We start from the raw sequence: 13,123 nt of genomic DNA on the forward strand, positions 1-13,123 counted from the left end.
CAGGGGCAACACCCACTCTAGGCAAATCATGCATATTCCGCCCGAAGAATCGCTTATCGAATATCCCAGTGACTTCCCCATCAAGGTCATGGGCAAGCACCATCCCGAATTCGCGCAGACGCTGACCGAAGTCGTGTTGAAGTTCGACCCGGGCTTCGATGCCGCCACCGTCGAGATGCGCCCCAGCAAGGGCGGCAACTACATGGGCCTGACCTTCACCGTGCGCGCGACCTCGCGCGAACAGCTCGACAGCCTCTACCAGGCGCTGCACGGCCACCCGATGGTGTCCATCGTTCTGTAAGCGGGATCGCCGTGATCAAGTGGCTCGCGCGGCCGGCGGACTATCTGCCGGTCTGGCAGGAAATGCAGGCGTACACCAACCAGCGCGGCGCCGATACGCCTGACGAGATCTGGCTGTGCGAGCACGCGCCGGTCTACACCCTGGGCCAGGCCGGCCTGCCGCAGCACGTGCTCAACCCCGGCAACATCCCCATCGTCCACTGCGACCGCGGCGGCCAGGTGACCTACCACGGCCCGGGCCAGGTAATGGCGTACGCGTTGTTCGACCTGCGCCGCGTGGACATGTACGTGAAGGAATACGTCAACTTGCTGGAAGGCGCCGTCATCGACACGCTGACCCAGCATGGCGTCGACGGTGCTTGCCGCAAGCCTGGCGCACCGGGCGTGTACGTCCCGGACCCCGATGGCGGCGAACTGGCCAAGATCGCCGCGCTGGGCATCAAGATCCGCAACGGGCGGGCTTATCACGGCGTGTCGCTGAACGTGGCGATGGACCTGGCGCCCTTTTTAGGCATCAACCCCTGTGGCTACGAAGGGCTGCGCACCGTCGACATGGCGGCCTGTGGCGTGCGACGCACGCCTACCGACGTGGGCGACGCGCTGGCGCAGAATCTGGCGGCCGCCTGGCGCCGCGCAAGGAACCCGATATGAAGACATTCAGCGCCGCCGACGTCGCCGCGACGTCCCCGGAACAGCTGGCGCTCCTGCGTGAAGGGCCGCCCGAAGACTACGCCGCCTGGATCCGGGCGGCCGCCGAACTCGGGCTGGTCGAAGCGCAGACCATCTACGGGCAGATGCTGCTGGACGGCGTGGGCGTCGAACGCCAACCGGAAGAGGGCCTGGCGTGGTTCAAGCGCGCCGCCAACGCCGATCACCCGATGGCCATCAACATGGTGGGCCGCTGCTACGAAAACGGCTGGGGCGTGCCGCGCGACGATACGGTGGCGGCGTACTGGTTCCGGCTGGCCGCCGACCGCGGGCTGGATTGGGGCATGTACAACTACGCCCATATGCTGCGCAGCGGCCGGGGCGGGGTCACGCAGAACAAGGCGGCGGCGCTGGCCCTGTACCAGCAGGCGGCGCAGACCGGCCACGTGAAGTCGATCGGCGTGGTCGGGCGCTTCTATGAAGCGGGCGATGTGGTCGAACAAGACCTGGAACGCGCCTTCGACTGCTACCAGCGTTGCGCCGAAGGCGGCGACTTCCGGGGCATGTTCCACCTTGGGCGCCTGCTGTTGCTGCGAGGCAAGAAAGAAGAGGGGGTGCAGTGGCTCGTTCGCGTGCCGGAAACGTCCACCCCGGCGTTTCTAAAGGAAGCCAACGCCATGCTGCAGGATTGCGGATTCCCGGCGCTCTACGAGGTGTGACGTAGCCCGGCAGTCAGAACGCTCGCGCTACACCCATCCTACGTGCTCAACCGGGTTTCGAAGACAGCTTCCAGCGTGTCGCCCTGGCCGACGCCGCGTACGCCGGCCAGGCGGTCCAGCAGCAATTGGGCTGCCCGCCTGCCCAGGTCGGCGGCATCCACGCCCAGCGTCGTCAGGCCTTGCGCCCATTGCGCCGCGCTGCCATCGTCCGTGAAACCCAGCACCGCCAGGTCCTGCGGTACGTGCAGGTCGCGGTTGTGTGCTTCGGAGACCGCGGCGGCGGCCAGTAGGTCCGACGTGCAGAACACCGCGTCGAAGATCGTGTTGGTGGCCAGCAAGCGCAGGAAGGCCATGCGGCCGTCGTTCATCTGCTGTACCTCGGGCTGCACGATGTCGGCAACCCGGTCCAGGCCCAGCGCGGCAGCCGTACTGAGGAAACCGTCGCGCCGCGCGCGCTCCCAGGGGTTATCGGCGCTGATGCAGGCCACCATCGCATGGCGCTTTTCGGCCAGATGGCGCGCCGCGGCGCGTCCGGCTTCCTCGTTGTCGATCACAACCGCGCTGTCCAGCGGCCGGGCCGAGGCGCTCCAGGTTTCCACCACCGGTATTTCCAGCGCGGCCAGGCCGGCCCGCAGGACGGGCTCGTCCAGGGAGCCGATGACCAGGGCGGCGGCCGGGCGCAGGACGGCCAGCTGGGGCAGCATGGCGGCATCGTGCCAGGGGCCGGCGGCCAGGTAATAGCCCGCGGGCGCCAGGCGTTCGGCGCAGGCCTGGATGGCGCGGCCAGCGGGCAAGGCATCCAGGCGGGGCGCGATGAGCGCCACGGGGCGCAGCGTAGGCAGGGAAGACATGGGGGAATTTCAGGGGATTCGTCAGGCGTGACGATAACCCAGCCGCGCGGGTGGCGCCGGGCGCGGGCGGGCGTTCGCGGCGGATCCCGGCGCGGGGGGGTAAAATGCCTCTTTTGTCTCAGACCGGGCCGTCTTGCGCCCCGGTTTCGAAGGTGCCCAATGTCTACGCTCGCCGAGTCTCCTGTTCCCTCGAACGAATCCGCCGCCGCGCCCGCGGACACGGCCTACGATCCGACGCAAAAGCAGAAATCGCAGGCCAAGACGGCACGCATCCCCATCAAGATCATTCCGGCCGAACGCCTGAAGAAGCCCGAGTGGATCCGCGTGAAGGCCGCCGCGCCCGGCTCGCGCTTCTACGACATCAAGCGCATCCTGCGTGAACACAACCTGCACACGGTGTGCGAAGAAGCGTCCTGCCCGAACATCGGCGAATGCTTCGGCAAGGGCACGGCCACGTTCATGATCATGGGCGACAAGTGCACGCGCCGCTGCCCGTTCTGTGACGTGGGCCACGGACGCCCCGACCCGCTGGACACCAAAGAACCCGAGAACCTGGCGCGCACCATCGCCGCATTGAAGCTGTCTTACGTCGTGATTACGTCGGTCGACCGCGACGACCTGCGCGACGGCGGAGCCGCCCATTTCGTGGATTGCATCACGCACATCCGCGAACTGTCGCCCACCACGCGTATCGAGGTACTGGTGCCTGACTTCCGCGGCCGCCTGGACCGTGCGCTGGCGATCCTGAACGCCGGCCCCCCGGACGTCATGAACCACAACCTGGAAACCGTGCCGCGCCTGTACAAGCAGGCCCGCCCGGGTTCGGACTATATGCACTCCTTGAAACTGCTGGCCGAATTCAAGAAGCTGCATCCGGAAGTGCCCACCAAGTCCGGCCTGATGCTGGGCCTGGGCGAGACGGACGAAGAAATCCTGCAAGTCATGCGCGACATGCGCGAACACAATGTGGACATGCTGACGATCGGCCAGTACTTGCAACCGTCGGAGCACCACCTGCCCGTGCTGCGCTACGTGCACCCGGACACCTTCGCCATGTTCGAGCGTGAAGCCTATGCAATGGGCTTCTCGCATGCGGCAGTGGGCGCGATGGTGCGGTCTTCGTATCACGCGGACGAGCAGGCGCACGCGGCCGGGGTGAACTGAGTCAGCCTGAGTCAGCCCGTTTCGGCGTCGTTCAGGGACACGCCGTTAGCGTCCTTCGCGGACAACAACGGCGTCATGCTGCCCGGCCAGGTAATGCCCACGGCCGGATCGTCCCAGCGGATGCAGCGCTCGTAGTGCGGGGCGTAGTAGTCCGTCGCCTTGTACAGGACGTCGGCGGAATCCGACAGCGTCAGGAAACCGTGGGCGAATCCTTCGGGGATCCACATCTGGCGCTTGTTCTCTGCCGAGAGCACCACGCCAACCCATCGCCCGAAGGTCGGCGACGTGCGCCGCACGTCGACCGCCACGTCGAATATCTCGCCCGCGCATACGCGCACCAGCTTGCCTTGCGGCTGCGTCACTTGATAGTGCAGGCCGCGCAAGACGCCCTTGGCCGAGCGCGAATGGTTGTCCTGCACGAAGCGGCGCGAGAGGCCGGTCGCGGCTTCGAAAACGTCCTGGTTGAAGCTCTCGAAGAAGAAGCCGCGCGCGTCGTTGAACACGCGGGGTTCCAGGACCAGCACGTCTGGAATGGCTTGCGCAAGGGATTTCATCAGAACACCTTATCCACCAGGACACGCATCAGGTATTGGCCATAGCCGCTTTTGGACAAGGGCGCGGCCAGCTTTTCCAGGGCGTCGGCGCTGATCCACTGCTGGCGGAAGGCGATTTCTTCCGGACACGCCACCTTCAATCCCTGGCGGTGTTCCAGCGTGGCGATGAACTGGCTGGCTTCCAGCAGCGATTCGTGGGTGCCGGTGTCCAGCCAGGCAAAGCCGCGTCCCATGATCTCCACGCTCAGCTTGCCTTGCTTCAGGTAGTGCTGGTTCACGTCTGTGATCTCGAGTTCGCCGCGCGCGGACGGCCGGATGCCGCGGGCGACGTCGATCACATCGTTGTCGTAGAAATACAGGCCGGTGACGGCATAGCCGGATCGGGGGCGGGCGGGCTTTTCCTCGATGGACAGCACCTTGCCGTCGCGGTCGAATTCGGCCACGCCGTAGCGCTCCGGGTCCTGCACGTGATAGGTGAACACGGTGGCGCCGTCCGGGCGTCCGTTGGCGTTTTGCAGCAGCCGGGGCAGTTCGTGGCCGTAGAAGATGTTGTCGCCCAGGACCAGCGCGCACGGGTCTTGCCCGATGAAGGGTGCGCCGATCAGGAACGCCTGCGCCAACCCGTCGGGCGAGGGTTGCACCGCGTAGGCAAGATTCAAACCCCATTGCGATCCGTCGCCCAACAATTGCTGGAACCGCGGCGTGTCCTGCGGCGTCGAGATGATCAGGATGTCGCGGATGCCCGCCAGCATCAACGTGGTGAGGGGGTAGTAGACCATCGGCTTGTCGAAGACCGGCAGCAGTTGCTTGCTGACCGCCAGCGTCGCCGGATGCAGTCGTTCGCCGGCGCCGCCGGCCAGCACTATGCCTTTACGCATCATGTGAATTCCCCGCGCGCCGAAAGTTGATCCAGGAAGCGGTCCGCGCCTTGCGTCCAGGAGGGCAGCGGCAGCGCCAGTGCGGCCGAGAGCCGCGTGGTGTCCAGCCTTGAATTGTGCGGGCGTTTGGCCGCGGCGGGGTAGTCTTTCGAGGCGATGGCGCGGATCCGATCCGGAGTCAGTGCCAGGGCCGCGCCCCGCGCCGCAGCGCCGGAAACCAGATAGCGCGCGAAGGCATGCCAACTGGTGGCGCCGCCGGCAGCCAGATGATAGATGCCGGCCGGCAGCCGCTGTTGTCGGTGGCGGGCCACGGCCTGTGCCGTGACGTCGGCGATCAGCGAGGCGGAGGTCGGTGCGCCGATCTGGTCTGCCACGACATCCAGATGGTCCCGGGTCCGAGCCAGACGCAGGATCGATGTGGGGAAGTTGCGGCCGTGCGGCGCGTAGACCCAGCTGCAGCGGAACACCAGCGCGTCGCAGCCGCTTTCCAGCACTGCCGACTCCCCTGCGAGTTTGGTGGCGCCATAGACGTTCAGCGGGCGGGGCGTATCGGTTTCCGTGTACGGCTGGTCGCTGTCGCCGTCGAAGACATAGTCGGTGGAATAGTGCACCAGCAGGGCGCTTGCGTCCTTCGCGTACTGCGCCAGCGCGGCGACCGCCTGCGCGTTGACCTGACCAGCCGCCTCCCGATCGGTTTCGGCCTGGTCCACGGCGGTATAGGCCGCCGCGTTCACGATTACATCGGGACGGTGCGCAGCCAAGGCGCGCAGCAAGGCATCCTGATCGCGCAGGTCGACGTCGCCGTGGCCAAGCGGGACGACCTCGCCCAGTGCGGGCAAGGCGTGCCGCAGTTCCTGACCAATCTGACCCGCTTTGCCCAGCAGTAGGATCTTCACGCGGTTCCGCTAAATCGTGGAGTGGGTGCGATAAGCGCCGCTGGCAACATTTGCCACCCATTGCGCTTCGTCCAGGTACCACTGCACCGTCTTGCGGATGCCGGATTCGAAGGTCTCGGCCGGTATCCATCCCAGGTCGCGCTGCAGGCGCGTCGCGTCCACGGCATAGCGGCGGTCATGGCCGGCCCGGTCCGGCACGTGGACGATCTGCGATGCGTACGACTGGCCGTCGGCCCGCGGCCGGCGCTCGTCCAGCAGCGCGCACAGGCCTCGCACCAGATCCAGATTGGTCTTTTCGTTCCAGCCGCCCACGTTGTAAGTCGCGCCCGGAACACCGGCTTGCAGCATCCGGCGGATGGCGTCGCAGTGGTCGGCCACATACAGCCAATCCCGCCGCTGCAGGCCGTCGCCGTAGATCGGCAGCGGCTTGCCGGCGAACGCGTTGTGGATCACCAGGGGAATCAGCTTTTCCGGAAACTGCCGCGGGCCGTAGTTGTTCGAGCAATTCGACGTCAGGACGGGCAGCCCGTAAGTCTGGTGATAGGCACGCACCAGGTGGTCGCTGGCCGCCTTGCTGGCGGAATAGGGGCTGTTCGGCGCGTAGCAGGTCAGCTCGGTGAACGCAGGGGCGTCTTCGTCCAGCGAGCCATAGACTTCGTCGGTGGAAATATGCACAAAGCGGAAATCCGCCTTGTCGCCGTCGTCCAGCGCCGACCAATAGTGGCGTACGGCCTCCAGCAGGTGGAAGGTCCCGACGACGTTCGCCTGCAGGAACGTGCCCGGATCGGCGATGGACCGGTCGACGTGGGTCTCGGCGGCGAAATTGATCAGAGCGCGAGGGCGGTGCGTGTGCAACAGCGCCGACACCGCCGCCTGATCGGCGATGTCGCCGTGGACGAAGGTGTGCCGCGCGTCGAGCGCCAGCGATGCCAGATTGTCCAGATTGCCGGCGTAGGTCAGCTTGTCCAGCGTGACGACCGGTTCGTCGCTGCGGGCAAGCCAGTCCAGGACGAAGTTGGACCCGATAAAGCCGGCGCCGCCGGTGACGATAATGCTCATGTGCTTGGAAATCTGAAGGCCGGGGACGTCCGGCGTGTCGCAGCCACGCCTTAGCGGCGCGCCTGGGCTCCCGCCCAGAACGTGTCTTTCTGCCCCGCATGCTGGTTTATACAACGGGCCAGCACGAACATCAGGTCCGACAACCGGTTCAGGTACTGGCGCACCGGAGGATTCACAGATTCGGCCCCCGCCAGCGCCACCACCGCCCGTTCTGCCCGCCGGCACACCGTACGCGCCACGTGTGCCTGCGCTGCGGCGCGAGTGCCGCCCGGCAGAATGAATTCGCGCAGCGGGGCCAGCGTCGCGTTGTAGTGCGCCAACCGCGCATCCAGGCGGGCGATTTGCGCGTCAGTCACGGCGGCGTGGCCGGGAATGCAGAGTTCCGCGCCCATGTCGAAGAGGTCGTGCTGGATCGCCATCAGGTCCAGCGAAATCTCGGGCGGCAGGGGGTCAGTCAGCAGCAGGCCAATGGCGCTGTTCAGTTCGTCGACGTCGCCCAGCGCCGCGATGCGGGGGCCATCCTTGGGAACGCGTGATCCGTCCCCCAGCCCTGTCGTGCCGTCGTCTCCGGTGCGGGTGGCAATGACGGATAAGCGGTTGGCCATGGGGAGTGTCCTGAATCGGGGAAAAGGAAGGGGCGGATTGCGTCCGGGGGTAAGCGCACGCCCGGGCGGACGGCCGCTTCGCAATCAACTGTAAGGATTGTTGCGTCGACCCCGCCGGAACTGTTGCATAACGGCGGTATCCTAGCATTGTGGAAAGCAGGAAGGGCGCGGGTTTCGGCCCCTCGGCTTTCGCTGTCAATGGAGGACGCCTGTATGGCTTTTGACCGCAAATATGCAATGCCCATGGCTATCGCTACCGCGATGGCCGTCGTGACCCTGGCTACGCCCTTGGCGTTCGCGCAAACGGCCGACGCCAGCGGCGAAGTGCGCCGGGTGGATCCGGCCGCGGGCAAGGTCACGATCAAGCACGACGAGATCAAGGCCCTGGACCTGCCGGCCATGACGCTGGTCTATGAGGCCGATCCGCCGGCCCTGCTGTCCAAGATCAAGGCGGGCGACAAGGTCCGCTTCACGGCCACCCGCAAGGACGGCAAGTATGTCGTGACGGCGATAACGAACTGACGCCGCGCCATGAAAAACGCCGTTTACCGCAAAATTGCGATAAACGGCGTTGATCCGAAGGGAGCGCGCCAGGCGCGCCGCCCGACTTACAGCACGTAGCGCGCCAGGTCCTGGCTGCTGGCGGCTTCCGCCAACTGCGAGTTGACGTAGGCGGCGTCGATCTTTACGTGCTTGTCCTGGCTGGACGTCGCGTCGAACGACAGCTCGTCCAACAGCTTTTCCATCACCGTGTACAGACGGCGGGCGCCGATGTTCTCGGTGGTCTCGTTCACGTCGTAGGCCAGTTCGGCCAGGCGGCGCACGCCCTCATCCGTGAACTCCAACTGCACGTCTTCGGTGGCCATCAGCGCGGTGTACTGCTTGGTCAGTGAGGCGTCTGTGTCGGACAGGATGCGCACGAAGTCTTCGGCGGTCAGCGATTCCAGTTCCACGCGGATCGGGAAACGGCCTTGCAGCTCGGGAATCAGATCCGACGGGCGGGCCAGGTGGAATGCGCCCGACGCGATGAACAGGATGTGGTCGGTGCGGACCATGCCGTAGCGCGTGTTGACGGTCGTGCCTTCAACCAGCGGCAGCAGGTCGCGCTGCACGCCCTGGCGCGATACGTCGGCGCCGCCCGATTCCTGGCGGGCCGCGATCTTGTCGATCTCGTCCAGGAAGACGATGCCGTTCTGTTCGACGTTGTTGATGGCCACGGTGCGCAGGTCTTCTTCGTTGACGCGCTTGGCGGCTTCTTCGTCGACGATCAGCTTGAAGGCTTCGCGCACCTTCATCTTCTTGGGCTTTTTCTTGTCGCGGGCCATGCCGGCGAACATGCCGCGCAGCTGCTCGGCCATTTCTTCCATGCCGGGGGGCGTCATGACGTCCATCTGCGGCGCGGCCTGGGCCACTTCGATCTCGATTTCCAGATCGTCGATCTTGCCTTCGCGCAGGCGTTTCCTGAATGTCTGGCGGGCGCTGTTGTCTTCGCCACGTTCCGGTTCGCCGGAGGCGCCGCGAGCGGGCGGGACCAGGGCGTCCAGGATGCGGTCTTCGGCGGCGTCTTCGGCCTGGGTGCGCACGCGGCGCATTTCCAGTTCACGCGTCTGCTTGATCGAGTACTCGGTCAGGTCGCGGATGATGGTGTCGACGTCGCGGCCCACATAGCCCACTTCCGTGAACTTGGTGGCTTCGATCTTGATGAAGGGCGCGTTGGCCAGCTTGGCCAGGCGGCGCGCGATCTCGGTCTTGCCCACGCCGGTGGGGCCGATCATCAGGATGTTCTTGGGGTGGATTTCGTGGCGCAGGGGCTCGGCGACCTGCTGGCGGCGCCAGCGGTTGCGCAAGGCCACGGCGACCGCGCGCTTGGCGCGGTTCTGGCCGACGATGTATTTGTCGAGTTCGGAGACGATCTCTCCGGGCGTCATGTTGGATGCGGACATGAGGGCGAATCCTTGAAGCTAGGGCGGGCTGGGGAGGCGGCCGCGGCGCACGGGGTGCGCCGCGTGGCGGGCGTCAGTCGCCCAGCGTTTCGATGACGTGGTTCTGGTTGGTGTAGATGCAGAGATCGCCGGCGATTTCCAGCGATTGCTTGACGACGGTCTCGGGCGACAGATCGGTGTTGCGCAGCAACGCCAGGGCAGCCGATTGGGCGTAGGCGCCGCCGGAGCCGATGGCCGCCAGGCCGTGTTCGGGTTCCAGCACATCGCCGTTGCCGGTCAACACCAGGGTGTGCTCGGTGTCGGCGACGATCAGCATGGCTTCCAGCCGGCGCAGGACGCGGTCGGTGCGCCAGTCGCGGGTCAGTTCGACCGCGGCGCGCATCAGGTTGCCCTGGTGCTTTTCCAGCTTGGCTTCGAAACGTTCCTGCAACGTGAATGCGTCGGCGGTGGCGCCGGCGAAACCGGCCAGGATCTTGTCGTGGTACAGGCGGCGGATTTTGCGGGCCGTGCCCTTGACGACGATGTTGCCCAGGGTGACCTGGCCATCGCCGCCGAGCGCGACGCGGTTGCCGCGGCGCACACACACGATGGTGGTGGCGTGAAATTGTTCCATGCGTTCCTTCCTTTGAAAGGACTAGCTGGGGGCGGTTGACCGGAAATCAAGGCTGCGGGCGTGCATCCTCTGGGTCGGCAAAAAGGACAATAAAAAAGGCTATGCCGGAAACCAGCATAGCCTTTCAGGGCATGGTGTGAAATACGGGACGGATTAGTCGCCGTACAGCTTTTGGCGCATTTCACGGCGTTCCTGCGCTTCCAGCGACAGGGTGGCCGTGGGGCGGGCCAACAGGCGGGGTACGCCGATCGGTTCGCCCGTTTCTTCACACCAGCCGTATTCGCCGCTGTCGATGCGGGCGATGGACTGTTGCACCTTTTTCAGCAGCTTGCGCTCGCGGTCGCGGGTGCGCAGCTCCAGGGCGTGTTCTTCCTCGATGGTGGCGCGGTCGGCGGGATCGGGCACGAACTGCGTTTCGCGCAGGTGCTCAGTCGTTTCGCCGGCGTTGGCCAGGATGTCCTGTTCGAGTTGTTTGAGCCGTTCCTTGAAGAAAGCCAGCTGGCGTTCGTTCATATAGTCGGACTCGGGCATGGCCAGCAATTCCTTCTCGCTGGGCAGATCAATCGCCGTATCGCTCGTCGACTTGCTTGATTTTTTGGTTGCTGCCTTGGTAGCCATGAAAACACTCCACTATGAATCGATCCTGGCGCGGGCGTCCTTTCCCAGTCCGTGTTGCTTGCTGCTTACGCTATTCGTACCTCACAGTACTGCCTTCGTCGCATCGCGTCACGTCGGGAAGGGGGATTACCCCGCCAGGCACTGCTCCAAGCCCCGGGTGAAAATCTCCTGGGGCAGCTTACGTCCGATGAACACCATCTTGGTGGACGGTTTTTCGGCCGCGGTCCACGGCTTGCCGGGTTCGGCGCCCATCATCATGTGCACACCCTGGAACAACATGCGGCGGTTGATGCCCTTCATGTACAGGATGCCCTTGTAACGCATCAGGTCGGGACCATAGACCTGCACCACGCCACCCAGGAATTCCTCAAGGCGCGCGGGATCGAACGGCTTGTTGGAACGGAACACGAACGCGCCGATTTCGTCGTCGTGCTGGTGGTGGTGATGATGGTGGGCATGATTGCAATGCGCCCCGCAGTCGCCGTCGTGCTCATGGTCGTGATCGTGGGCATGGCCGTGATCGTGCCCGTGGTCATGCCCATGGTCGTGGGCGGCGTCGGGGTGTTCATCGGCCAGGAATTCCGGGTCGATGTCCAGAATGGAATTCAGGTTGAAGCCGCTGATGTCGATGATGGACTTCAGGTCGACTTCGCCGAAGTTGACCGGCGTGATCGGCGCGCGCGGGTTCATGTGAACCAGGCGGTGGCGCAGCGCTTCGTAGTCGACTTCGTTGACCAGGTCGCGCTTGGAGATCAGGATGCGGTCGGCAAAACCGACCTGCTTCTGGGCTTCCGGTTGCGCGTCCAGCGTAGCCATGCCGTGCTTGGCGTCGACCACCGTCACCACCGCATCCAGGCGGTAGTACTCGGCGATGTCGTCATCCATGAAGAACGTCTGGCAAACGGGACCGGGGTTGGCCATGCCGGTCGTTTCGAGGATGACGCGTTCGAAATTCAGTTCGCCGGCTTCGCGCTTGGCGCGCAGCTCGGACAGGGTGCGCATCAGGTCGCCACGGACCGTGCAGCAGACGCAGCCGTTGGACAGTTCGATGATTTCTTCATCGCTGTCTTGCACGAGCAGGTCGTTGTCGATGCTTTCCGGTCCGAATTCGTTTTCGATGACCGCAACGCGGCGGCCGTGGAATTCGGTCAGGATGCGTTTGAGCAGGGTGGTCTTGCCCGCACCGAGAAAGCCGGTGAGGATGGTGACGGGAACCATTTTGTCCAAACTGCGCGGGGTGTTCATGGCGAAGCTGCTAGCGTGAGGTCAAGGCTGAAGTCTAGGCATTCAACTCATGGGCCTGGCAGGGGATTTTTCCCGTGCAGGATGATGTTTGCCACAGGCTGCGAAGGCCGCCAACAGCGGCCGGACGCAGGATTACAGCACAGTCGGGGGCAGGGGGCAAACCCCGGGTCAACCCAGGGGCCGAAGCCGTCCGGATCGCGGCTGTACGCCGTCAAGTATCGGGCGATATCACTATTTTGGGACGGTTTGCCGGATTTCAAGGGCGGCGGCGGCCCTGGCCCGATGAGGGGCAGAGGGCGGCGGTGAGGCGTCCTTCCTCCCGCGGGCGGGGCGCGCCAGGCGGACGCCGTCCGCCGGATGGCGCCGATGCCTAGTGGTGATGGTGGTGATGGCCGGCGTCAGCGGGCTGCTTCTGCTGGCATTGGGGACACAACGCGCGGATCTCGGTTTCGTGGGTGGCCAGGGCGTAGCCCGTTTGGGCGACGCGTTCGGCCAGCTGGCGGCTCATGGCCGGATCGGACACTTCCGCCACGGCGCCGCAACCGGTGCAGACCACCAGCAGGTCGTGGGGGGCGCCACCGGCGTCATGACAGGCGCTCCAGGCGTTGACGGCGTCCAGCCGGTGGATCAGGCCTTCGTCCATCAGAAAGTCCAACGCCCGGTACACCGTCGGAGGCGCGGCGCCCGGGTGGACTTCGCGCATGGCGTCCAGCAATTCGTAGGCTTTCAGGCTGCGGCCGTGACGCAGCAACAGTTCCAGCACCTTGCGGCGGATGGGCGTGAGGCGGCGTCCGCGCTGCTCGCACAGCGTCTCGGCGACGCTGAGCTGAGCGCCGACGGTGTCGCTGCGGGGGGATCGGGGCGGAGCGGGCATGGCGGGCTTTACCTGAATGAGGAACGCGCGCGACGCGCGCGAGATGCCTGGAAGGTAGCAGAAAACATGGATATGCGGGCGTCCAGGGCGGATTCAAGCCTTATTGGTTATGATATAACATAATAAAACCACGTGGCATCGCATTTCCACCGCCTT

16 protein-coding genes are annotated in these 13,123 nt (G+C 65.2%); 5 read left to right on the forward strand and 11 right to left on the reverse strand.

All coding sequences use genetic code 11. From position 1 onward, the window contains the following. Nucleotides 1-28 precede the first annotated feature (28 nt). The 3 genes from CEY09_RS10765 to CEY09_RS10775 are packed head-to-tail and all read left to right on the forward strand — an operon-like array spanning nt 29 to nt 1,667. The gene (locus CEY09_RS10765; protein WP_006224847.1) at nt 29-301 is read left to right on the forward strand and encodes a YbeD family protein; all 273 of its coding nucleotides are present in this window, start codon (nt 29-31) and stop codon (nt 299-301) included. An 11-nt stretch (nt 302-312) separates the two neighbouring features. Continuing rightward, the gene (gene lipB / locus CEY09_RS10770; RefSeq protein WP_088588623.1) at nt 313-951 is read left to right on the forward strand and encodes a lipoyl(octanoyl) transferase LipB; all 639 of its coding nucleotides are present in this window, start codon (nt 313-315) and stop codon (nt 949-951) included. Beyond that, entirely contained in the window at nt 948-1,667 is a 720-nt protein-coding gene (locus tag CEY09_RS10775) for a tetratricopeptide repeat protein (protein ID WP_088588624.1), read from the forward strand. Before lipB ends, CEY09_RS10775 begins: the two co-directional genes overlap by 4 nt. Nucleotides 1,668-1,705: 38 nt before the next feature. Here CEY09_RS10775 and CEY09_RS10780 read toward each other — a convergent pair whose 3' ends face one another. Then, nucleotides 1,706-2,518: a substrate-binding domain-containing protein gene (locus tag CEY09_RS10780; protein WP_088588625.1), complete on the reverse strand. Its 813-nt coding sequence runs from the start codon at nt 2,516-2,518 to the stop codon at nt 1,706-1,708. A 159-nt stretch (nt 2,519-2,677) separates the two neighbouring features. On the opposite strand from CEY09_RS10780, the gene lipA reads away from it, so the two are divergent. Then, complete coding sequence (lipA, locus tag CEY09_RS10785) at nt 2,678-3,682, forward strand: lipoyl synthase (RefSeq protein WP_088588626.1); 1,005 nt, start codon at nt 2,678-2,680, stop codon at nt 3,680-3,682. 11 nt (nt 3,683-3,693) lie between these two features. On the opposite strand, the gene rfbC is transcribed toward lipA, so the two are convergent. From rfbC to CEY09_RS10810, 5 genes are read right to left on the reverse strand one after another with little or no spacing between them, the layout of a single operon-like run. After that, nucleotides 3,694-4,236: a dTDP-4-dehydrorhamnose 3,5-epimerase gene (rfbC, locus tag CEY09_RS10790; protein ID WP_088588627.1), complete on the reverse strand. Its 543-nt coding sequence runs from the start codon at nt 4,234-4,236 to the stop codon at nt 3,694-3,696. Beyond that, complete coding sequence (gene rfbA / locus CEY09_RS10795; protein ID WP_035213097.1) at nt 4,236-5,117, reverse strand: glucose-1-phosphate thymidylyltransferase RfbA; 882 nt, start codon at nt 5,115-5,117, stop codon at nt 4,236-4,238. The genes rfbC and rfbA overlap by 1 nt, the downstream gene beginning before the upstream one ends. Continuing rightward, nucleotides 5,114-6,010: a dTDP-4-dehydrorhamnose reductase gene (gene rfbD / locus CEY09_RS10800; RefSeq protein ID WP_088588628.1), complete on the reverse strand. Its 897-nt coding sequence runs from the start codon at nt 6,008-6,010 to the stop codon at nt 5,114-5,116. The genes rfbA and rfbD overlap by 4 nt, the downstream gene beginning before the upstream one ends. Nucleotides 6,011-6,019: 9 nt before the next feature. Continuing rightward, entirely contained in the window at nt 6,020-7,069 is a 1,050-nt protein-coding gene (rfbB, locus tag CEY09_RS10805; protein WP_088588629.1) for a dTDP-glucose 4,6-dehydratase, read from the reverse strand. A 50-nt stretch (nt 7,070-7,119) separates the two neighbouring features. Then, nucleotides 7,120-7,674 (reverse strand): cob(I)yrinic acid a,c-diamide adenosyltransferase, encoded by a 555-nt coding sequence (locus CEY09_RS10810; protein WP_088588630.1) that lies wholly within the window; start codon nt 7,672-7,674, stop codon nt 7,120-7,122. A gap of 213 nt (nt 7,675-7,887) precedes the next feature. Here CEY09_RS10810 and CEY09_RS10815 point away from each other — a divergent pair, with 213 nt between their 5' ends. Continuing rightward, nucleotides 7,888-8,196, forward strand: coding sequence for a copper-binding protein (locus CEY09_RS10815; RefSeq protein WP_006224837.1), 309 nt, complete (start codon nt 7,888-7,890; stop codon nt 8,194-8,196). A gap of 86 nt (nt 8,197-8,282) precedes the next feature. Here the strand turns inward: CEY09_RS10815 and hslU are convergent, their stop codons facing one another. The 5 genes from hslU to CEY09_RS10840 form a co-directional block, all read right to left on the reverse strand. Then, nucleotides 8,283-9,617, reverse strand: a complete 1,335-nt coding sequence (hslU, locus tag CEY09_RS10820; RefSeq protein ID WP_035213095.1) for an ATP-dependent protease ATPase subunit HslU — start codon at nt 9,615-9,617, stop codon at nt 8,283-8,285. Nucleotides 9,618-9,690: 73 nt separating this feature from the next. Next, complete coding sequence (gene hslV, locus CEY09_RS10825; protein ID WP_006224835.1) at nt 9,691-10,230, reverse strand: ATP-dependent protease subunit HslV; 540 nt, start codon at nt 10,228-10,230, stop codon at nt 9,691-9,693. Between the two features lie 153 nt (nt 10,231-10,383). Further along, nucleotides 10,384-10,848 carry an RNA polymerase-binding protein DksA gene (gene dksA, locus CEY09_RS10830; RefSeq protein ID WP_006216410.1) on the reverse strand — a complete coding sequence of 155 codons (465 nt, stop codon included), beginning with the start codon at nt 10,846-10,848 and terminating at the stop codon, nt 10,384-10,386. Nucleotides 10,849-10,974: 126 nt separating this feature from the next. Further along, on the reverse strand, nt 10,975-12,093 hold the full coding sequence (locus tag CEY09_RS10835) for a CobW family GTP-binding protein (RefSeq protein ID WP_088588631.1): 1,119 nt from the start codon (nt 12,091-12,093) through the stop codon (nt 10,975-10,977). A gap of 370 nt (nt 12,094-12,463) precedes the next feature. Beyond that, nucleotides 12,464-12,967 carry a Fur family transcriptional regulator gene (locus CEY09_RS10840; RefSeq protein ID WP_006224833.1) on the reverse strand — a complete coding sequence of 168 codons (504 nt, stop codon included), beginning with the start codon at nt 12,965-12,967 and terminating at the stop codon, nt 12,464-12,466. Nucleotides 12,968-13,123 lie beyond the last annotated feature (156 nt).

Source organism: Achromobacter marplatensis, assembly GCF_002209535.1.
Taxonomy (GTDB): Bacteria; Pseudomonadota; Gammaproteobacteria; order Burkholderiales; family Burkholderiaceae_B; genus Achromobacter; species Achromobacter marplatensis.